Genomic DNA, 18114 nt, shown 5'->3' with positions numbered 1-18114 from the left:
TTTGCAGGAGTACACCTGCGCGCGACCGCGTGGAGCGCGGGGTCCTCGATCGCGCACAGGTGCGCTCCCGGATGCCGCAGCCCGCATCGGCCCGGCCCGCTAAAATGGCCGTTCCCCCACCCTGGCCGTTCCCCCATATGCGTCCCAACCTCGCCACCCGCCTGTTCGCGGCCACCTTCTGCCTGGTCCTGTCGCTGCCTTCGGCAGCCACCGGGCCGTCCACCCCGACCATCGGCCAGCAGCGCGAGGCGGTGTTGTTCTGGACCCAGGCGCAGCGCGAGGCGCGCTTCCCGAAAATGTACGAGCTGTTTCCCAGCGACCGGGCCGCCCACGGCAAGCACGTGCGCGCGTTGCCGCAGGGCCGGCCGCTGGCCATGGACGGGCAGGACGCGTCGGCCTGGCTCGCCGGCTACATGGACAAGCACCACATTGCCGGCGTGATGGTGCTGCAGGACGGCCACGTCCGGTTGCAGCGGTACGCGCCCGGGTTCGGTCCGCAGCAGCGCTGGACCTCGTTCTCGGTGGCCAAGTCGGTCACCTCCACCCTGCTGGGCATCGCGCTGCAACAGGGCTACATCCACAGCATGGACGACACGCTGGCCACCTACATCCCGGAACTGCACGGCACCGCCTACGCCGACGTCACCGTGCAACAGCTGCTGACGATGCGTTCGGGCGTGCGCTGGAACGAGGATTACGCCGACGCCGATTCGGACGTGGCGCAAATGTACGACGGTGCTTGCGTCGGCGGCCGCGCGCACGTGCTGTCGTACCTGGCGAAGCTGCCGCGGCAATGGCCGGCCGGCACGCACTGGAACTACAACACCGCCGAGACCGACCTGCTCGGCATCCTGGTGCAGCGGGCCACGCACCAGTCACTGGCCGGCTATCTGGCACGGTCTGTCTGGCAGCCCTTCGGCATGGCCGCCGACGCGTACTGGATCAAGGACGAATGCGATGGCAGCGATACCGGCGGCAGCGGGCTGTCGGCCACCCTGGCCGACTACGCGCGGCTGGGCCAGTTCATGCTCGAGGGCGGCCGCATCGACGGCAAGCCGGTGATCGCCGACGCGTGGCTGCAGGGCGCGTTGCGCCGCCAGGCCGATGTCGACGAGCCCGATCGCGGTTACGGGTATCTGTGGTGGACGGACACCGATGGCAGCTATGCGGCGATCGGCATCTTCGGCCAGCTGGTCTACGTCGATCCGGCACGCAAGCTGGTGATCGCCCAGGTGGCGGCGTGGCCGCAGGCCACCAGCAAGGCGCTGGTCGAGGCGCGGCGCGCGTTCGTCGCCGCGATCAAGCGTGCGGTCGATGGCGAGGGCGAATCGGCGGCGCACTGATCGGATCCGGGCAAGGCGCGCCTGAGCGACGCCTTGTCCGGAGGAACGTTCAGTGTTTCAGCGCCTGCTCGACATCGTCCGCCATGACGCCGACGCGGCCCACGGCGGCGCGCAGTTCGTCCTGGCTGACGCCCCACTTGTTGGCCCAGTAGCGGGCTTCGTAGTCTTCGTCGATGTTCACGCGAGTGCGGTCGGCAGGGCCGCGATCGTCGAGGTTGTCACTCATGGCAGGCTCCGGGTCGGCTGTCCTGCGCCTGGTTGTGGCACCGGCACGGTTAAAGGACGGTGGAACCCGGGTGGTCGCCGTGGCGTGCGTTCACCCACGAGGGGAACAGCCGGCTGCCTTTACTCGCCCGCGGCGCCGGGTTCCAGCCGGGCAGGCCGCTACCAGATCAGGTCGTCGGGAACCTGGAACTGCTGGTAGTAGGCATCGTCATCGTCAGCGGCCGGCTTCTGTCCGGCGCGGCCATGGTCGAGCACGATGAGGTCGGGATCGCGCTCGGCGATCTTGTCGGCGACGGCGCGCGGCACCAGTTCGTAGCTTTCGCCGTGGCGTGCGATCACCAGCGCCCCGCTGGCCAGCTGGGAACGCAGCCGCTCGTCGACCAGCACGCTGGTGATGCGCTGGCCGTCGGCGAAGCGGTAGGGGATCTCCCCGCGGCGTTCGACCTTGTGCGCATCGACGATCTGCCGCGCCTGTGCGCGCAGCTCGCTGGCGCGCGCCTGTGCGTTGCGCTCGGCGGCAAGGGCGCGGTCGCGCTCGACCTTCAACCGCTGCGCCTCGACCTGCCCGGCACCGGGACCGGCCGCGGCCTTGCCTTGTCGCAGCTTCGATTGCTCGCGCGCCACCTGGTCGACCTTGCCCTTCTTGACCAGGCCGGCCTTGAGTAGTTGGTCTTGCAGGAGATTGCGCATGGCGGAACGGACTGCGGCTGATGGGGCGCGGATTGTAGCGCTGCCCGCCGTCCCGGGCGCCTGGCCGCTCAGGGTGACGGGAGACGCGAATCTCCTGGTCGGCGGAAGAGGGCGCCATTCCGGGCGCCCTCCAAGTGAGTCAATGCATCCATCCGAGGCTGTCGGGCGAGCCGTCCGAATGAGCGAACCAGCGCACGTGGTTGTGCCCGTCGGGGCAGCCCAGGCCGCGGGTTTCGCCGGTCACTGCGCCATCGAGCGCCGTCAACGCCGTCCGGTAGCAACTGCCGCGGTTGTCGTAGAAGTGGTAACGGGCGGTGCTCTGCCAGTTGCTGTTCTGCGCGGCCTGCACGTCGAAGGTGCGGCTGGATTCGAAGCGTTCGCGGACGCCGCTGGCGTAGCGGCGGTGGCCGTGGTGGTCGTAGGACGCATCCAGGTTGCGTCGTTGTTCGACGCTGACGGTTCCCTTCGAAGGGATCGCCTCGGTGTCGTCGGGATTATCGTCGATGGTGTAGCCGTCCATGTCATACCGCCATGTCAGCGGGTAAGCGGTCGTGAGCAGGTTGTTGTCCAGCACGGCCCCGCCCCTTGTGCGGCGGCTGTGTTCCAGCGTCCAGCTGCTCAGTTGCAGGTGTTGCCGGTAATGCAGGTATTCGGGGAACTGCAGGCCATCGAGGTAGAACGTCTGCGTGTCCTGGAAATGGCTCCTCTGATGGACCGACGATGTCACGCGACCGTGCGACGTATTGACGAAGCCGGTGATCTTGAAATTGCGATCCAGACCGGTCGCGACCTGTCCGGATACCGTATCGCCCGCCTGTTCGAGCGTATCGCTTACCACCGGCGAACTGGGCGATCCTGCCAGGGAGTTGAGCGTCACCGCGCCACTGACGCGCGTGGACCGCTTGTCCTGGTAGACCAGCAGATAGGCGCTTGCCGGGCGGCTCAGCGCGATCGTGTGCTCGCCCGCTTCGTTGAGGATGGCCGCGAACGGGGTCAGGTCCACCCGATAAGGCATGTAGTCGAGCATCTGCGGCGGCTGGGTCGGGGCATTGACCATGTTCGTGAAACGGTAGTTGAGGCTCGACGACAGCAGCGGGAAGACCGGCGCGACGCCGGCAGGCGTGCCGTCGATGCTCACCTGTATTTCCGCGAAGCTGCCGCCGCTACAACCTTGGTAGGGCTCGTAGATGCCGATCTTGTTCGCCCCGCCCGGGGCCAGTTCGCTCCAGAAGGGCCACCCCCGGTGCAGCTCATGGTCGGGTACGCAGGTGAACCACCATGGCTCCTGGTTATAGACGTCCAGATACGCGCGGACGATGTTGTGCGGCAGCGTGACTGTGTCCGCCTGCGGCATGACCCGGAACACGGCATCGGGCGTCTTCTGTGCCGGCGTGGCGTAGGACGCGCGATAGAACAGCAACTGCGCGCTCAGGGTGGCGCCCTGGTTCGTCATGTTGTTCTGCCAGATGGCCTGTTCCGGTTTCAGGCCGACCTGGCCGTTGTGCGGGTTGGCCAGCAGCGAGGCGAGGTCGGTCACGTCACGCTCGGCCTCCCAACCTGGTTCTGACGGAGATGGCGGGGCGCTCGAGGCGATACCGGACAACGATCCCTCGAAGATCTTGATGCCGCCGAGGCGGATATAAGCCTTGGCCGCATCCGTGAAACCGTCCTCGTCGACAGCGACCTTCAGCACCACTTTGGCCCAAGGTCCCCGGCAACCGGCGGGCGGGACATAGGTGTAGTGGGTTCCGCTTTCCGGCATGCCCTGGCCCTGCTCCATCAGAGACTGGCCCTGGAACAGGTCGACCACGCAGGGGGTGCTGCGTGGGACGGGCACATGGGGCGCACTCGTGGCCGGGCCGGTCGAGCCGACTGCCATGGGCTGGATGGGGGCCGGCGCTGCCTGGTAGGCGAACGAGGCCGAAACAGGAGTGAAAAACAGAGCCGCGATCGCGCGGCACGATGGCGATAGACGTTTCATAGGAATCCTCCATGAACCCCCCGCGTCGTCGGATGTTGGAATTTCGTTTGTCATGTCCGTGCATAACACCGTTCGGCCCGCTCGACGAAAGTTCTTGCGGCGACAGCAGGGGTCTCGGCGCTTTGGCGCAAGCCCTTGCGCGCGGGCAGTGACGGCGGGAGCGACAAGGTCCGGTAAGGGGGGAGGCGCGGGCCGTTTGCTGTTAAGTTCCCAGGCTGTTCACCTGTCTGCGGAGCTCCTCATGTCTCATGCCCCTCGTGTTGTCAGGTCGACGGTTGTGCGCCGCCGCGTGTCGCGTCTTGTGCTGGCCGTGTCGCTGGCGCTGGCGGCCGGCGTGGTCGGTGCGCAACCGGCCACGGCAGGCGACCGTGTACCGCCGCCGCAGGACACGCCCTATCCGGGCACGGTGGCGATCCACGTCGACGCGAGCGACACGAGGCAGGGCATTTTCCGCGTCCACGAAACGCTGCCGGTGAAGGCCGGCGCGTTGACCCTGCTGTATCCGCAATGGATTCCGGGCGACCACTCGCCGAGTGGTCCGGTGGCCATGCTCGCCGGCTTGAAGATCAGCGCCGATGGCAAGCCGCTGAAGTGGACCCGCGACGAATACGACGTCTACGCCTTCCACCTGGACGTGCCTGCCGGTGTGTCCAGCATCGAGGCCGACTTCCAGTACCTGTCCGACCGCAGCGGCGGCTTCGAGATGACCGACCGCATGCTCGACCTGGAATGGAACAAGATGGCGCTGTATCCGGCCGGCCATTTCTCGCGCGGCATTACCTTTGCGCCCAGCGTGACGCTGCCGCATGGCTGGCAGTTCGGCAGCGCGCTGGAACGCGCCGGCCAGGGCCACGCCTCGCGTTCGGGCGACACCACCACGTTCAAGCCGATGCCATTCAACACGCTGGTCGATTCGCCGATCTATGCGGGGCGCTATTTCAAGCGCGTCGATCTCACGCCCGCGGGCGGTGCGCCGGTCTACCTGGACGTCGTCGCCGACGCGCCGGAATATCTGCAGATGACGCCGGAGCAGGTGCAGGCGCACCGGTCGCTGGTGGCGCAGGCGGTGAAGCTGTTCGGCTCGCATCACTATGACCACTACGACTTCCTGTTTTCGCTGTCGGACCACCTGGGCGGTAACGGGCTGGAACACCACCAGTCCAGCGAAAACGGCGTGGGCGCCGATTACTTCACCGCCTGGAAGGACGCCGCGCCTGGCCGCGACCTGCTGGCGCACGAATACACCCACTCCTGGAACGGCAAGTTCCGCCGCCCGGCGGATTTGTGGACGCCCAATTTCAATGTGCCGATGGGCGACTCGCTGCTGTGGGTGTACGAGGGGCAGACCCAGTACTGGGGCTACGTGCTGACCGCGCGTGCCGGCCTGTGGACGCCCCAGCAGTTTCGCGATGCACTGGCGATGGTCGCGGCCAACTACGAGCGCAACCGCCAGGGCTTGCAGTGGCGCACGCTGGAGGACACCACCAACGACGCCACGGCGGCCCATCGCGCGAGCCTGCCGTACCGCAGCTGGCAGATGAGCGAGGAGTACTACAGCGGCGGGCAGATGCTGTGGCTGGCGGTCGATGCCAAGCTGCGCGCGCTGACGCACGATGACAAGTCGCTCGACGATTTCGCGCGCTCCTTCTTCGGCGTCGACAACGGCAGTTTCGTCACCCGGACTTACACCTTCGGCGACGTGGCGGCGGCGCTGAACGACGTGGCCAAGTACGACTGGACGGGCTTTCTGCGCGCGCGCGTCGATGCGCTCGATCCGCCGCTGCTGGACGGCGTGGCAGGCACCGGCTGGAAACTGGTCTATACCGATCAGCCGAGCGCCTACGAAAAGCAGTACGACAGCCGCCCGCAATCGCCGCGGCACCTCTACAACTTCGCCTGGTCGATCGGCCTGACCCTGGGTAACGGCGGCCGGATCAACGACGTGCGCTGGAACGGGCCGGCGTTCAAGGCGGGCGTCAGCACCGGCGCCACGCTCGTGGCGGTGAACGGCAAGGACTATTCGGACGATGCGCTGGAGCAGGCGATCACGGCGGCGAAGAACGGCAAGGCGCCGATCCAGCTGCTGCTGAAGTTCCAAGGCAGCTACCGGACCGTGCCGGTGGATTACCACGGCGGCCTGCAGTACCCGCACCTGGTGCGGGTGCAGGGCACGCCGGACTACCTGAGCGAGATCATCGCCGCGCGCAAATAGGAGCTCCGCCGAGTTCCCTGCAGGAGCCCACTTGTGGGCTCCTACAAAAACCTTGCGTGATGCGTCGGAGCGGCGTCGTGGCGTTCAAGACTCTGGTCCGGCTCACCGTGAAGAACCCGACCAAGAGGCCGGCGATCCGTTCGAGAGTGGGCGTCATGTCGTCACTTCTATGGCGCCGCTGGCCCCGCGATGCGTACGCCTCGTCCCGCACCGCTCGTGCCATGGGCGCGCCTTGTTGCACGGTGGCACGCCCTCGCTCAGGAACACGCCATGCCATCCATGACAAGCCTGTGGGTCGCCGGTTTCCTCGCTGTTGCGTGCGTCGCGCCGGTCCGCGCCGAACCGCTCCGGTCATCGTTCGACCTGCGCGTGGCCGACGCGCCGCACGCAACCCGTACCGATGCCGGCGAAGCGGTGTTCGAGGAGCTGCACCTGACCAGCTTCGCCGAAGCGCCGCTGCGCCTTTCCCGCGTCGATGTGGTGGATGCGGCGAACGGACACGTACTGGCCAGCATTGCGGGCGCAGCGCTCGAGCAGCGGTTCGCCTTGATCGGGCCGGCCGGGCCGGGGCAGGGCGCGGTCGTCGCGCCGGGCCGCCACGGCGTGGTCTACCTCCAATGGCCCACGCACGGGCACCATCCGCGGACGATCCGGCACGTTGTGACTTATGCCGCGCTGCCGGCGGCGGCGACCGCCACCGTGCGGGGCGGTGCTGCCATCGTGTCGTACGACGTGGGCGCCCCGCTGGGTCCGCCGCTGCGTGGCGGCCCGTGGGTCGCCATCCATGCCGCCGCATGGCCGCATGGCCACCGGCGCGTGTTCAATGCGGTCGACGGCAAGGCGCGCATCCCGGGGCGCTTCGCCGTCGACTGGGTGCGTGTCGACGCAGCCGGCCGTACCGCACAGGGCGATCCGGACGTGCCCGGCAACGCACTCGGCTACGGCGCCGAGGTGCTGGCGGTAGCCGCGGCCACCGTGGTGGCCGTGCGCGACACCATGGCCGAATCGCCCCGCGTGTCCGACAACCCGAAGCACACGCTGGACGAGGACGCCGGCAACTACGTGACGATCCACCTGGACGACGGCCGCTACGCCTTCTACGAACATCTGCGCCCCGGCAGCGTGGCGGTCCGGCCTGGACAACGGCTGGATCGGGGCGACGTGTTGGGCGAACTGGGTTTTACCGGCGCATCCACCGGCCCGCACCTGCACTTCCACGTGGCCGACGGACCGTCCACGGTCGCCTCGGAAGGCCGGCCCTTCGTCCTCGAGGCGTTCGACCTGCTGGGCAGCTATGGCGACCTAGGTAAGCTCGGCAAGGCCCGCTGGGCGCCGAGGCCGGCGAAGGAATCGTCGCGGCGCCGCGACGAATGGCCGGTGGAGAACGCGGTCGTCCGCTTCCCGGATTGATTCCAGGGAACCTCGCCCATCCGCCGCCGTTGTAGGAGCCCGCTTGTGGGCGATGCTCCTGTCGAATCCGGCGGAGAGCATCGCCCACAAGTGGGCTCCTACAGGGAGCAACCGGTCTTTCGAGCCGACAAATGTGGTGACTCGAGGTTGCTTTCAGGAAGTCGCACCTGCCTCGTTCGCGGCCTGGCGCGCGGGACGGGTTTCCGGCATCGACAGGAAGACCGGCAGCACCACGAGGGCAACCGCGGCGATCATGGCGCCAGGCAGGGCGTTCCAACCGGTCGAACGGATCAGCAACTCGGCGAGGAAGGGTGTCAGGCCGCCGAAGATCGCCGTGGCGACCGTCACACCCAGCGCCAGGCCGCTGAGCCGGCCTTCGCCGGGGAACTGCTCGGCCGTCGCCGGTGCACCGACGGCACTCACCCCGCCGGCGAGGCAGGCCAGCACGATCGCCGCACCTGCGATGGTCGCCTCGGCGCCGTCCGTCATCAGGCCGAACATCGCCAGCGGCAGCAGCACCGACGCGACCGCCAGCCACACCAGCACCGGCTTGCGTCCGACCCGGTCCGACAACGCGCCGGCCAGCGGCGTGACCAGGATCACCGCCACCGCGGCGAGCGTCGACAGCCCCAGCGAATGGCCCTCGGCGAGTCCGCCCGACGAACTCAGGAAGGTCGGCACGTAGGTGATGCCGACGTAGTAGGTGATCGAACCGAGCGCCGAGATGGCGAAGGTGCGCAACAGTGCCGGCCGGTGATGCGCGAGGGTGTGGCGCAGTGGCGAGTCGGGCACCGTGCGCTGCGCCACCTGGCGCAGGAAATCCGGCGATTCCTCCATGGCCGAGCGTGCGATCCACACGCCACCGGCCAGCGCCGCCCCCGCGAAAAAAGGGATGCGCCAACCCCAGGCGTCCAGATCGGCGGCATCCATGACCGCCACCGTCAACGCCGACAAGGCCACGGCCAGCAACGCGCCGATCTCGCTGGCGGCCGATGCCAGCGAAGTAATCAGGCCGCGCCGCTCGGCACGTGCGCCTTCCAGCAGGTAAGCCACCACGCCGGTGTATTCGCCGCCGACCGAAAATGCCATCAAGCAGCGCAGCAGCATCAACAGGACACCCGCCGCCGGCCCGATCGTGGCGTAATCGGGCAGCAACGCCGTGGCCAGCATCGCCATCGTCATCAGCATCATCGACAGCAGCAGCGTGCGACGCCGCCCGATGCGGTCGCCGACGTGGCCGAACACCATCGCGCCCAGCGGCCGCATGCCGTAGGCGATGGCAAAGCCCGCGAGCGTGGCCAGCAGCGAGTTCTCGCCACCGCCGAAGAACACCCGCGAAAGCACCGTGGTGAAGTACAGGTAGAGCGTGAAGTCGTACCACTCCACCACCGTCGACAGCGCGGCGATCACCATGGAGCCGCGCGAGACGCCGGAGGTAGCCTGCTTTTCGATCGGGCGCATGCGGGGAATGCCGGAGCTGCGGTGTTCCGATGGTAGCCGCTCCGCCCGGTTGCATCGGCCGCGCGCCCGACGTGCGGCAACCACTGCCGCAATTGATCCGGATCAAGGGCAGGGGAGCGGGCATTGCGCATCATGCCGCGCCGGCCGATGCCGGCATCCCGTCCCCAGGAGCGACGCATGCAATTCGAACTTTCCACCCGCGGACATGTCGCCGCGGACCTTGCCGCCGCGCTGCGCCGGCTCGACCCGAGCGTAGAGGTTGCCCTTGACGCCGGGCGCGGTCGCCTGGAGGTACTCGCAAGCGCCACCGTCGTACAGGTCATGGACGTGCTGCAGGGGCTCGGCTGCGTGGTCAGGCCGCTGGAGAAGGACGTCCACATCAGCGGCGGAAGCACCTGCTGCGGCCACTGCGGCTAGTGCCGCACGGGGCGCGTTCCCCTGTCGACAGTCATATTGATGGTGCCGGCGTGCTCGCCTAGGGTGATGTTTCGTCAGTACGAAACGGCACCCCCATGAAGTCAGGTTCGGCCATCCATCCGTCCGTTCGGTCAGGTAGCACCGCAATCGGCGCTGCCCGCCGAAGCCTGCCGGGCATCGGCATTCTCCTGCTCGCCGCCCTGGTCGGCGGTTGCGCGACGTCCGCACGGCACGAGATCGAGGCCGACCGCATACAGGCGCACCAGGCGCCGCTGGAATTGCGGGCGAGCCAGGGCCTGCCCCCGGCCTCCATCGCAACCGACGGCAGCGTGACCATCGGCGATGAAACACTGCCGATCGACCGCAGCCAGAAGGCCGCCACGCTGGCGTACCGCCACGCGGCGCTCGATGTCGTGGATCATTCCCTGCGCGACGCATCCAGGCTGGTGAAGTTCGCGATACCGCGCGTGCTGTTCGGCTTGGTCATGCATGGCGCGGACCACGCGGGCGATGCCGTGGAGGCCGATGCCAACGCGATCCCGCACTCGCCGGAGTTCTGCGCGCTGTTGCAGACGATGCTCGACACCCAGGTGACCATGGTCGACAGCGTCCAGGCGCTGCGTCCCTACGCGAGCCTGGAGGCGGGCGACATCGACGATTGCCGCGCGGGACGACCGTATAGCCAGCCGCTCTGAGCAGGGCCTCGGACGATAGGTCGGAATATCGCCCACAAGTGCGGCATTACTCGCGTCCGTAGCTACCGTCCCGCCTCACGCAGCCGCAGGCTCGCCAGTACGGCTGTGGACAAGCCTTTCCCCGGCTTGCAGGGGAGGCTGGGTGGGGGCAGTCGGAGCCAAACAGCATCCACGTCGGGGTTGGAGAGCCGCCCGGCCTTGCTCCAGATATCCCTGTAAGAGCCCACTTGTGGGCGATGCTCTTTGGCGGACCCGCGAAGAGCATCGCCCACGAGTGGGCTCCTACAAGGGAGGGTGGCCTTCGGTCACGTCCAGCGGCGCGACGCGGCAGATCTTGTCGAACAGGCGTTGCATCGCCGCACTGGCGCTCGCGCCAACCCTCCCCTTGCGAGCATGCCGAGGGTCAGGTCCCGCGTTTCCCATTGCCTTCCAGCATCGCCTTGAGGTCGGCGAACGGGTTGCCGGTGGCGGGTGCCGCGTCAGTGGCTTCGTAGCCGGCGCCACGCACGTGGTCGATGTGGCGCGAATGCTCGTTGTCGTGGCAATACACGCACAACAGTTCCCAGTTGCTGCCATCGGGCGGGTTGTCGTCGTGGTTGTGGTTGCGGTGGTGCACGGTCAGCTCGCGCAGATTGGTGCGGGTGAATTCGCGTGCGCAGCGGCCGCACACCCACGGGTACATTTTCAGCGCGCGCTCGCGATAGCCCAGTTCGCGTTGTTCGGCAGCGCGGCGGGCCTCGGCGACGATGCGATCGAGTTTGGCGGCATCGGGCTTGTGCGGATTCATCGAGGGGAGCCGATCAGAAGGGTGTTAGGGATAATGCTACAGACCTTTGTGTGATCTCCTATCGTCAGATGGCCGCCATCACGGCTTGGCCGGTGCGCCCATTCGTCAGAATGACGTTGCTTCACGCCACCTAAGGGGAGCCATTTTTGACCGCCAGCACTTTGCGGAGCGCTGCGGTTGGCTGCAGCGCGCCGCGCGCGATGCACCGCTTTTTCTCACGTGCAAGCTCTTCGGCCCGCGCCGTCGGCCAGGGGGCCTGACACGGCCGTTCGGCCCCGGCCGCCACCGAACCGGAAACGCAGGTCGCGGGTACGATCATCGGATGATGCGTGCGTGTCCTGTGGTGGCCGGCGACCGGACAGGCCCCGGAGCAGCAGGTAGTGCGCCACAATGGCACGGTTTCGTTACCAGGCGCCGCAACCATGACCTACCTCTGGATCAAATCCTTCCACCTGCTGTTCGTCATCGCCTGGATGGCGACGGTGTTCTACCTGCCGCGCATCCTGGTGAATGTGGCCGAGGCGGGCGGTGAACCTGCGGTGCGGGCGCGGCTGCTGTTGATGGGGCGGCGGTTGTACAAGTTCGGGCACAACATGTTCGGCATGGCCTTTCTGTTCGGCCTGGTGTTGTGGCAGGGGTGGCGGGTGTTTCCCTCGACGTTGCCGAACGTGGCGGCGGGCATGCACTGGATCGATCTGAAGCTGGGGCTGGTGGCGGTATTGCTGGCGTACTTCATCGTGGTGGGGCGGATGCTCAAGCGGAGCGAAAAGGGCGGGGCGTTGCCGTCGGCCGGGGCGTTGCGGTGGCTCAACGAGCTGCCGGTGCTTTTGCTGCTGGGGGTGATCTTCCTGGTGCTGGCCAAGCCGTTCTGATTGAAGGTTAGACGTCCGCCGTGTAGGAGCGCACCCTGTGCGCGACCGTACAGCTGGGCCTACGTCGCGGCCGCGCACAGGGTGCGCTCCTACAAAAGGCCATCGGGTCAAGCCATTCCTGGCGGAAGTCAGTCCTGGTGGTATTCGCGATACCACTTCACGAAGCGGGCCACGCCTTCCTCGATCGACGTATCCGGCGCGTAGCCGACGTCGCGGCGCAGGGCGGAGACGTCGGCCCAGGTGTCGGGCACGTCGCCGGGCTGCATGGGCAGCAGGTTCTTTTCCACCGTGCGGCCGAGGTTCTGCTCGAGCAGTTCGATGAAGCGCAGTAGCTGCACCGGCTGGTCGTTGCCGATGTTGTAGACCCGGTAGGGTGCGCCGGAGGTGCCGGGGCTCGGTCGTTCGGCGTCGTAGGCCGGATCGGGCCGGGCCGGATGGTCGAGCGTGCGGATGACGCCTTCGACGATGTCGTCGATGTAGGTGAAGTCGCGGCTGTGATTGCCGAAGTTGAACACGTCGATCGGCTCGCCGCGGCTGATGCGGTCGGCGAACAGCATCGGCGACATGTCCGGCCGGCCCCAGGGGCCGTACACGGTGAAGAAGCGCAGGCCGGTGGTGGGCAGGTCGTAGAGATGGCTGTAGCTGTGTGCCATCAACTCGTTGGCCTTCTTGCTGGCCGCATACAGGCTGACCGGATGGTCGACCGCGTCTTCCACCGCGAACGGCATCTTGCGGTTGGCGCCGTAGACCGAGCTGGACGAGGCGTAGACCAGGTGCTCGACCTTGGCGTGGCGGCAGCCCTCGAGGATGTTGAGGAAGCCGTCCAGGTTGCTTCGCACGTAGGCGCGCGGGTTCTTCAGCGAGTAGCGCACGCCGGCCTGCGCGGCCAGGTTCACCACGCGTTGCGGCTGGAAGTCGGCGAAGGCGCGGTCGACCGCATCGGCATCGGCCAGGTCCGCGCGAAGGTGGGTGTAGGCCGGATGCCCGGCGAACTGCGCCAGGCGCGCTTCTTTCAACGACGGGTCGTAGTAGTCGTTGTGGTTGTCGATGCCGTAGACCTCGTCGCCGCGTTCGAGCAGCCGCCTGGCAAGGGCCGCGCCGATGAAACCGGCCGTGCCGGTGACGAGGATGCGCATATCGGGATTCCGTTCGGTACAGGAATGGTGATTCTAGCGGGGCAGGTTGCATTGCCGGCGTCAGGCGGCCGTGCGGACGCTGGTGCGTGGGCATCGTGTTTAGCTGACTGGTAACAAAACACCCATCATTTCTTGATCACGCATCTATTGCGCGCCGTGCTTATTTGAGCTAGCTGCGGCGATCCGCTACAATGGCGGGATTCCTTCTCCGCAAACCTGGGCTGGCATGTCTTCGTGCCCTCGCCCTGGCGTCTTCTTGCCCCAGCGATTGCCCCATGTCGCTTCGTCGAAGCGCAGCCGCGCGGTCCTTGCACCGAGTGTGGCCAAGAAAAATCCAGGCAGAGGCCCATGAAAAAAATAAAGGTAGACAGGCTCACCAAGGTCTTCGGACCGCATCCCGAGCAGGCCTTGCGCATGCTCGACGGCGGCGCGAGCAACGCGGACATCCGCAAGACCGGCCACGCCGTGGGCATTGCCGACGTTTCCTTCAGCGTAGAAGAGGGCGAGCTGCTCGTCATCATGGGTTTGAGCGGCAGCGGCAAGTCGACCCTGCTGCGTTGCCTCAACCGCCTCAATACGTCCACCCGCGGCAGCATCTTCATCGACGGCGAGGACATCACCCGCTCCGATCGCGAGCAGCTGCTGAACCTGCGTCGGCGCAAGATCAGCATGGTGTTCCAGCACTTCGCGCTGTTTCCGCATCGCAGCGTGGCGGACAACGCCGCCTACGGGCTGGAAGTGCAGGGCGTGGAGCCGGCCGAGCGCCGTGCACGGGCCATCGAGGCGCTTGAGCTGGTCGGCCTGAAGGGTTGGGAAAACGCCAAGCCCGGCCAGTTGAGCGGCGGCATGCAGCAGCGTGTGGGCCTGGCCCGGGCGCTGGCGGTCAAGTCCGACATTCTGCTGATGGACGAGGCGTTCAGTGCGCTCGATCCGCTGATCCGCCGCGACATGCAGCAGGAGCTCGCCTCGCTGCAACGGCGCATGAAAAAGACCATCGTGTTCATCACCCACGACCTGGACGAGGCGCTGCAGATCGGCGACCGCATCGTGCTGATGAAGGACGGCCGCGTGGTGCAGATCGGCACGCCGGAGGAGATCCTCAACCATCCCGCCGACGCCTACGTCGAGCGCTTCGTGGAGAACGTGGACATGTCGCGCGTGCTCACCGCGCGCTCGGTGATGGGCCGCGCGCGCGAGGTGGCCTTCCCGCAGGACGGCCCACGCACCGTGCTGCACAAGATGACCGAGGGCAACGACACCAGCATGCTGGTGGTCGAGCGTGATCACACGCTGGTCGGCATGATCACCCTGGATGCGCTGGACCAGGCCATGCGCGAGGGCCAGCAGAGCATTGCCGCGCGGGTCCAGCACGACGCGCCCACGCTCGACCCGGACACGCCGCTGGCCGAGATCATCAACCAGATGGCCGCCTGGCCGTACCGGCTGCCGGTAGTCGACGCCGAACGCAAGCTGCTCGGGGTGGTCACCCGGCCACGCGTGATCAACGCGCTGGCGCAGAGCCGCTCGGCGCCGGCCGCCCAGATGCTGGCCCCGACCCCGGAGGCGCGCGCATGAGCCTGATGACTGTCCCCAAACTCCCGCTGGCGCACGGCATCGACGTAGCGCTGGACTGGCTGACCGCGCATGGCGCGTTCATCACCAAGGCGTTCAGCCATTTCATCTCGATCCTGATCGATGGCCTGGTGAATGGCCTGTTGTGGCTGCCGCCGTGGCTGCTGATCGCCGCCGTCGCACTGGTCGCCTGGCGCGCCGCCGGTTGGCGCGTGGCCCTGTTCAGCCTGCTCGGGCTGCTCTTGCTGTGGGACCTGCGGCTGTGGTCGGCCACGGTGGAAACCTTCACCCTGGTGCTGATCTCGACCCTGATCGCGGTGGCGATCGGCCTGCCGCTGGGTATCGCCGCGGCGTTGAGCACGCGCACCTCGCGCGTCGTCATGCCGCTGCTGGATTTCATGCAGACCATGCCGGCGTTTGTCTACCTGATCCCGGCGATTCCGTTCTTCGGCCTGGGCGCGGTGTCGGCCAGCGTCGCCACGGTGATCTTCGCCACGCCGCCGACCATCCGCCTGACCGCGCTGGGCATCCGCCAGGTGCCCGAAGACCTGGTCGAGGCGGCCGACGCGTTCGGCTCCACCCGCCGGCAGAAGCTGTTCAAGGTGCAGTTGCCGATGGCGGTGCCGACCATCATGGCCGGCGTCAACCAGACCATCATGCTGTCGCTGTCGATGGTGGTGATCGCCGCGATGATCGGTGCCGGCGGCCTGGGCGGCGAAGTCTGGCGGGCGATCCAAAGGCTGGAGCCGGGCAAGGGCTTCGAGGCCGGCATCGCCATCGTGATCCTGGCGATGATCCTGGACCGTGTCACCCAACGTATCGGGCGCAACCCGTCCGCCAAGGCCGCGAAGTGATCGCGGCACAGCCAAAGGAGAATGCCATGGGAACCTTTTTCAATCGACAGCAGGGCAACCGCCTGCGCGCGGCGATCGTCGGCGTGCTCGCCGCCACCGTGCTGGGTGCCTGTTCGCCGGCCGGGCAGGACACCGCTTCCGACGCGGGTGCATCGACCAGCCCGGCGGACAAGACCATCAAGCTGGTCTACGTCGAATGGGCCAGCTGCACGGCCGCCACCCACGTGGTGCAGTCGGTGCTCGAGCAGCAGGGCTTCAAGGTCGATGCGCTTTCGGTCAGCGGCGCGGCGATGTACCAGGCGCTGGCGCAGGGCGATGCCGACGCCACCGTCTGCGCCTGGCTGCCCAGCACCCATAAAAATTACTTCGAGCGCACCCGGGACAAGCTCGATGACCTGGGTCCCAACATGAGCGGCACCAAGATCGGCCTGGTCGTGCCCGACTACGTCACCATCGATTCGATCGACCAGCTCGCAGCCAACGCCGGCAAGTTCCAGGACCGCATTGTCGGCATCGATCCGGGCGCCGGCGAGATGGGCATCACCCACAAGGCGATCGACGAGTACCAGCTCCCGCTGAAACTGATCGACGGCAGCGGCGCCACCATGACCGCGGCGCTCAAGAGCGCCATCGACAACCAGCAGTGGATCGTGGTCACCGGCTGGACGCCGCACTGGATGTGGGCGCGCTGGGATCTCAAGTACCTGTCCGATCCCAAGGGCGTCTACGGCGGTGCCGAGAACATCGACACGCTGGTGCGCAAGGGGCTCAAGCAGGACAGCCCGAAGGCCTGGCAGATCCTCGATGGCTTCCACTGGACGCCCGAGGCGATGCAGCAGGTGATGGCTGCCGACCAGGCGCAGGGCGCCGATGCGATGGCCAATGCCAAGGCATGGGTGAAGGCCCACGCGGAGCAGGTGGCGAGCTGGACTTCGGCCGCGCCGTAAACGTTCGCCCGGCCGTGTGCCGGGCTTGATTCCCGATGTGGCTTCCCGCCGCCCGCAAGGGCGGCGCGGCGGCCGTGCGCCTGGAAAAGCCGAGCCGCCATTTTCCGTAAAGCCATGGCCGACTGCCTCCACCGGATGACACTTCCCACTTCAAGGAACCGATCCATGACGATCAAACCCCTTGCCTGCGCCATCGCCCTGGGGCTGGCCGCAAGCCTCACCGCACCGCTTCATGCCGCCGAGGCGCAGGTTGCGCCGGCCACCGACGCCTCGGCGCAGATGGCCGCCATGCAGGCACAGATCGACGCGCTGCAGCACCAGCTCGATGCCATGCGCCAGCAGCAGGCCGCCGCCGCGGCGATGCCGGTCGATAGCGCCACCGAATCGGTTGCGGCCGCAGAGGAGAGCCGCCAGAGCGCGGCCGAGGCCCACGAGGACGGTATCAAGCTCGGCGGCGCCGTGCGCTTCCAGTACAGCCGCGAGGGCTACAGCGAAGGCAACCGCAAGCGCCGCGGCGACATGGATTTCGACATCTTCCGTCTCGACCTCGACGGCTCGATCGGCGACGTGGAATTGTCGGCGCAGTACCGCTGGTTCCAGTACATGGGCGCGATCCACCATGCCTGGGTCGGCTACAAGTTCACCGAGCAGGACGAAGGCCAGCTCGGCATCACGCGCGTGCCGTTCGGCAACCAGCCATTCGATTCGCACAGCTACTTCTTCAGTTCCAATTACTACCTTGGCCTGGAGGACGCCTACCAGATGGGCGCGCTGTACGTGCACAGCGGCGATCCGTGGAACGTGCAGCTGGGGTTCTTCAAGAACGATTCGATGGGCGGCGTCGACGGCTTCGTGAGCAATCGCGCCGACAGCTATACCTACAACGTGGTGGGTTACCGCGAGCCGGGCGAGGGCGGTGGCGATGATCCCCTGCACCCGATCGGCGTGGCCGACACCGCCGTGGCGCGGGTGGGCTACACCTTCCATCCAGCCGACGACGCGGCGATCGAGGTGGGTGTCTCGGCGTTGCGCGGCAGCCTGGAAGGCAGTGTTGCGCGGGCGGGCGACTACGACGCCGAGGCGCTGCACGCCAACGCCAACCTGGGCCGCTGGAACCTGCAGTTGCAGGCCGCCCGCTACGCCTACCAGATCAATGGCGGCGCCGATCGCATTGCCGTGGGTGCGTATGACTTTTATGACTCGATCGCCGCGCGTGCCCGCAGCTGGACCGGCAACCTCGCTTACACGTGGCCGGTGTCGTGGGGGCCGGTCACCGCGCTGACCTTCTACAACGACTACTCGATGGTGAACCGCAAGTCCGGCGGCCTGCCGCACACCTGGATGAACATCACCGGCATGTCGGTGGCTGCGGGCGGGCTGTTCACCTATTTCGACTTCGTCACGGCGAGGAACCAGCCATTCATCGGGGGCAGCATGGTGGGCGACGGCGAGGTCGAGCACCGCTTCAACATCAACTTCGGGTACTACTTCTGATCGCTGCGCCCTTGTCGG

General features: G+C 67.2%; 16 protein-coding genes. 10 read left to right on the top strand and 6 right to left on the bottom strand.

The window, feature by feature from the left end; genetic code table 11:
* Positions 1-137 precede the first annotated feature (137 nt).
* Positions 138-1343, top strand: coding sequence for a serine hydrolase domain-containing protein (locus OSC30_RS14095; protein ID WP_267172504.1), 1206 nt, complete (start codon positions 138-140; stop codon positions 1341-1343).
* A 49-nt stretch (positions 1344-1392) separates the two neighbouring features.
* Here the strand turns inward: OSC30_RS14095 and OSC30_RS14090 are convergent, their stop codons facing one another.
* The 3 genes from OSC30_RS14090 to OSC30_RS14080 all read right to left on the bottom strand — a co-directional run bounded on the left by OSC30_RS14090 (position 1393) and on the right by OSC30_RS14080 (position 4068).
* Positions 1393-1569: a DUF3606 domain-containing protein gene (locus OSC30_RS14090; protein WP_267172503.1), complete on the bottom strand. Its 177-nt coding sequence runs from the start codon at positions 1567-1569 to the stop codon at positions 1393-1395.
* Between the two features lie 158 nt (positions 1570-1727).
* Complete coding sequence (locus OSC30_RS14085) at positions 1728-2258, bottom strand: DUF2058 domain-containing protein (protein WP_267172502.1); 531 nt, start codon at positions 2256-2258, stop codon at positions 1728-1730.
* Between the two features lie 139 nt (positions 2259-2397).
* Complete coding sequence (locus tag OSC30_RS14080) at positions 2398-4068, bottom strand: peptide-N4-asparagine amidase (RefSeq protein WP_267172501.1); 1671 nt, start codon at positions 4066-4068, stop codon at positions 2398-2400.
* Between the two features lie 412 nt (positions 4069-4480).
* On the opposite strand from OSC30_RS14080, the gene OSC30_RS14075 reads away from it, so the two are divergent.
* Together OSC30_RS14075 and OSC30_RS14070 are read left to right on the top strand one after the other, a co-directional pair.
* A complete protein-coding gene (locus tag OSC30_RS14075; protein ID WP_267172500.1) occupies positions 4481-6451 on the top strand; it encodes a M61 family metallopeptidase in 1971 nt (656 codons plus the stop codon).
* 270 nt (positions 6452-6721) lie between these two features.
* Positions 6722-7861: a M23 family metallopeptidase gene (locus OSC30_RS14070; protein WP_267172499.1), complete on the top strand. Its 1140-nt coding sequence runs from the start codon at positions 6722-6724 to the stop codon at positions 7859-7861.
* A gap of 153 nt (positions 7862-8014) precedes the next feature.
* Here the strand turns inward: OSC30_RS14070 and OSC30_RS14065 are convergent, their stop codons facing one another.
* Positions 8015-9322 (bottom strand): MFS transporter, encoded by a 1308-nt coding sequence (locus OSC30_RS14065; protein WP_267172498.1) that lies wholly within the window; start codon positions 9320-9322, stop codon positions 8015-8017.
* Positions 9323-9499: 177 nt separating this feature from the next.
* Here OSC30_RS14065 and OSC30_RS14060 point away from each other — a divergent pair, with 177 nt between their 5' ends.
* Entirely contained in the window at positions 9500-9739 is a 240-nt protein-coding gene (locus OSC30_RS14060) for a hypothetical protein (RefSeq protein ID WP_267172497.1), read from the top strand.
* A gap of 95 nt (positions 9740-9834) precedes the next feature.
* A complete protein-coding gene (locus OSC30_RS14055) occupies positions 9835-10434 on the top strand; it encodes a hypothetical protein (RefSeq protein WP_267172496.1) in 600 nt (199 codons plus the stop codon).
* A gap of 403 nt (positions 10435-10837) precedes the next feature.
* On the opposite strand, the gene OSC30_RS14050 is transcribed toward OSC30_RS14055, so the two are convergent.
* Positions 10838-11221 carry a YajD family HNH nuclease gene (locus OSC30_RS14050; protein ID WP_267172495.1) on the bottom strand — a complete coding sequence of 128 codons (384 nt, stop codon included), beginning with the start codon at positions 11219-11221 and terminating at the stop codon, positions 10838-10840.
* Between the two features lie 422 nt (positions 11222-11643).
* Here OSC30_RS14050 and OSC30_RS14045 point away from each other — a divergent pair, with 422 nt between their 5' ends.
* Entirely contained in the window at positions 11644-12093 is a 450-nt protein-coding gene (locus OSC30_RS14045) for a CopD family protein (RefSeq protein WP_267172494.1), read from the top strand.
* Between the two features lie 128 nt (positions 12094-12221).
* On the opposite strand, the gene OSC30_RS14040 is transcribed toward OSC30_RS14045, so the two are convergent.
* Positions 12222-13229, bottom strand: a complete 1008-nt coding sequence (locus OSC30_RS14040; protein ID WP_267172493.1) for an NAD-dependent epimerase — start codon at positions 13227-13229, stop codon at positions 12222-12224.
* Positions 13230-13577: 348 nt separating this feature from the next.
* On the opposite strand from OSC30_RS14040, the gene OSC30_RS14035 reads away from it, so the two are divergent.
* The 4 genes from OSC30_RS14035 (at position 13578) to OSC30_RS14020 (ending at position 18096) form a co-directional block, all read left to right on the top strand.
* Positions 13578-14804, top strand: coding sequence for a quaternary amine ABC transporter ATP-binding protein (locus tag OSC30_RS14035; RefSeq protein WP_267172492.1), 1227 nt, complete (start codon positions 13578-13580; stop codon positions 14802-14804).
* Complete coding sequence (locus tag OSC30_RS14030; RefSeq protein WP_267172491.1) at positions 14801-15655, top strand: ABC transporter permease; 855 nt, start codon at positions 14801-14803, stop codon at positions 15653-15655. The genes OSC30_RS14035 and OSC30_RS14030 overlap by 4 nt, the downstream gene beginning before the upstream one ends.
* 26 nt (positions 15656-15681) lie before the next feature.
* Entirely contained in the window at positions 15682-16602 is a 921-nt protein-coding gene (locus OSC30_RS14025; RefSeq protein WP_267172490.1) for a glycine betaine ABC transporter substrate-binding protein, read from the top strand.
* A 165-nt stretch (positions 16603-16767) separates the two neighbouring features.
* Positions 16768-18096, top strand: coding sequence for a carbohydrate porin (locus OSC30_RS14020; RefSeq protein WP_267172489.1), 1329 nt, complete (start codon positions 16768-16770; stop codon positions 18094-18096).
* Positions 18097-18114: the final 18 nt, after the last annotated feature.

The organism is Frateuria hangzhouensis, from assembly GCF_026410505.1.
Taxonomy (GTDB): Bacteria; Pseudomonadota; Gammaproteobacteria; order Xanthomonadales; family Rhodanobacteraceae; genus Frateuria_A; species Frateuria_A hangzhouensis.
Note: the sequence above shows the minus strand (reverse complement) of the source record. Positions and strands in the feature narration are given on the sequence as shown.

Bases quoted from the DNA above. Each gene is read 5' to 3' on its own strand.
- OSC30_RS14040 (WP_267172493.1), bottom strand. From the start codon at position 13,229: ATGCGCATCCTCGTCACCGGCACGGCCGGTTTCATCGGCGCGGCCCTT.
- OSC30_RS14020 (WP_267172489.1), top strand. From the start codon at position 16,768: ATGACGATCAAACCCCTTGCCTGCGCCATCGCCCTGGGGCTGGCCGCA.
- OSC30_RS14070 (WP_267172499.1), top strand. From the start codon at position 6,722: ATGCCATCCATGACAAGCCTGTGGGTCGCCGGTTTCCTCGCTGTTGCG.
- OSC30_RS14095 (WP_267172504.1), top strand. From the start codon at position 138: ATGCGTCCCAACCTCGCCACCCGCCTGTTCGCGGCCACCTTCTGCCTG.
- OSC30_RS14075 (WP_267172500.1), top strand. From the start codon at position 4,481: ATGTCTCATGCCCCTCGTGTTGTCAGGTCGACGGTTGTGCGCCGCCGC.
- OSC30_RS14045 (WP_267172494.1), top strand. From the start codon at position 11,644: ATGACCTACCTCTGGATCAAATCCTTCCACCTGCTGTTCGTCATCGCC.
- OSC30_RS14050 (WP_267172495.1), bottom strand. From the start codon at position 11,221: ATGAATCCGCACAAGCCCGATGCCGCCAAACTCGATCGCATCGTCGCC.
- OSC30_RS14060 (WP_267172497.1), top strand. From the start codon at position 9,500: ATGCAATTCGAACTTTCCACCCGCGGACATGTCGCCGCGGACCTTGCC.
- OSC30_RS14035 (WP_267172492.1), top strand. From the start codon at position 13,578: ATGAAAAAAATAAAGGTAGACAGGCTCACCAAGGTCTTCGGACCGCAT.
- OSC30_RS14055 (WP_267172496.1), top strand. From the start codon at position 9,835: ATGAAGTCAGGTTCGGCCATCCATCCGTCCGTTCGGTCAGGTAGCACC.
- OSC30_RS14065 (WP_267172498.1), bottom strand. From the start codon at position 9,322: ATGCGCCCGATCGAAAAGCAGGCTACCTCCGGCGTCTCGCGCGGCTCC.
- OSC30_RS14030 (WP_267172491.1), top strand. From the start codon at position 14,801: ATGAGCCTGATGACTGTCCCCAAACTCCCGCTGGCGCACGGCATCGAC.
- OSC30_RS14090 (WP_267172503.1), bottom strand. From the start codon at position 1,569: ATGAGTGACAACCTCGACGATCGCGGCCCTGCCGACCGCACTCGCGTG.
- OSC30_RS14025 (WP_267172490.1), top strand. From the start codon at position 15,682: ATGGGAACCTTTTTCAATCGACAGCAGGGCAACCGCCTGCGCGCGGCG.
- OSC30_RS14085 (WP_267172502.1), bottom strand. From the start codon at position 2,258: ATGCGCAATCTCCTGCAAGACCAACTACTCAAGGCCGGCCTGGTCAAG.